The organism is Corynebacterium frankenforstense (assembly GCF_030211955.1).
Classification (GTDB): Bacteria; Actinomycetota; Actinomycetes; order Mycobacteriales; family Mycobacteriaceae; genus Corynebacterium; species Corynebacterium frankenforstense_A.
The window spans coordinates 1-238 of the sequence record NZ_JASODI010000097.1 but is presented as its reverse complement, the minus strand read 5'-3'; the positions used below and the strand labels follow the sequence as shown (position 1 = coordinate 238).

The following is a 238-nucleotide window of genomic DNA, read 5'->3' as shown; positions in this document are numbered from 1 at the left end:
CCTCACCACAATGATTGCGGCCATGGGTGGCAAGTCTTTGGAGGGAGAAGGAACGGTTTCCCACCGCCAAGCTGTACAGAAGGCCCATGAGGAATACGAGAAGTACAAAACTGTGATGGATACCCAACCCAGTGGCGTGGAACGGGATTATCTCAAGGAAATCACTGCAGTTCAGAAACAGATTCAGCAACCACCGAAGGAGCAGAAGTGAACCAGATCGAAAAGCTCATCGAGGAAC

Annotated in this window: 1 pseudogene; it reads left to right on the top strand. The window is 50.8% G+C overall.

Annotated features, from left to right (window positions below):
- Positions 1–211: pseudogene (locus QP119_RS11675) on the top strand (cell filamentation protein Fic); the annotation flags it as partial.
- Between the last annotated feature and the right edge of the window lie 27 nt (positions 212–238).